Here is a 1,330-nt window from a genome sequence, read left to right as displayed (position 1 = left end):
GCTACAACTTGATGATCGACGGGGTAGACACTGATCAAGCCTTTGGCTGTGGTGAGCACACCTATATGATCGAGTTGATCGAAGACGGTGAGGTGGTTTACACCTGTTGGGGTGACCTGTTCGCAGAAGACAAGACCGACCCTGTAGTGGAGTGTCCTGATAATACGGACGAAGTAACGGTTGATTTTGACCTTCAAACCCTGGAAGGTAGCATCGACGGTACGGAAAACGAACTGGTACTGGATGACTACTATTGTTTCCAGAGCTTCTTCGAGCCTGCTCCTGGTATTGCCTACAACTACGACTTGGTGACCTTCACGGTTGATCCTGATCTTCCTGCCACCGATGTGTACAACATCCAGACGGCGTCAAATATTCCTGGCTTGATCATTTCCCTGTACCAGGGAGAATTCAATCCCGACAATCCTTGTGAGAATGTATTGGGCGGTTCAGAGGGCGCTTACTTTATTGATCCTTTCTTTGGTATCAATGCCTTCTTTGCCCAAGACTACCGCATAGAGATGCCACTGGAACCAGGCCAGACGTATACGCTTTTATTGGCCAACACGAGCTTCGGAGCTACCGGTGATTACGTGGTGGGTATCGTGAGTGACAACGGCGGCACCTTCAGTGCACCATTTAGCGATCCTGCTCCCGTAGCAGTAACGCTTCCATTATTGTGTGAAGATGTTGATCTGATCGAGTTTGAGACGCCTCAAAGCTGGATCGTTAATGCAGCAGGTGTGCTGGACTTCAATGCAACACGCGATGCCTTCTTCGGAGGTAGCACCGCAGCACTAAATGCTTTCCTTGACAAACTAGCCCTTGGAGGTGTTCCTTTAGCGACAGATAACTGTGGCCCAATGGTAGTGACCTTGTCCGATGATGTCTCTGCTGCTGGTGATTGTGGAACCATTACACTGACGCGTACCTTCTCGGTGGCTGATCGCTATGATGGAGCTTGTATCGGTGCACCACGTACCGATGTATGTACACAGACGATTACTTTCAATCGCCCATCGGTGTTTGATTTGATCGTACCTCCTTTCACCGCAGTGATTGAGTGTGATGAAGACTTCCCAACTGATGGTGATATCGGTGGTCCTGATGATAACCCATCAGCCAGCGTAACGGGCTATCCGTTTATACTGACAGCTTCTGGTTATGTTGACCTCAATGATGTTTACTGTAACCTGGGTGCTTCTTACTCAGATGAGCCCCGCATCAATGTGTGTGAAGGCACCTACTCTCTACGTCGTGAGTGGAACCTGATCGACTGGTGTGATCCGGCAAACTCGTTTATCTACAACCAGCTGATCAAAGTTGGTGA

The 1,330-nt window shown here is 49.2% G+C and carries 1 pseudogene; it reads left to right on the top strand.

Going from position 1 to position 1,330, the window contains the following annotated elements:
* Nucleotides 1–1,330: pseudogene (locus tag ACRBG0_RS28690) on the top strand (hypothetical protein); the annotation flags it as partial.

The organism is Lewinella sp., from assembly GCF_050633125.1.
In the GTDB taxonomy this organism is placed as follows: Bacteria; Bacteroidota; Bacteroidia; order Chitinophagales; family Saprospiraceae; genus Lewinella.
Note: the sequence above shows the minus strand (reverse complement) of the source record. Positions and strands in the feature narration are given on the sequence as shown.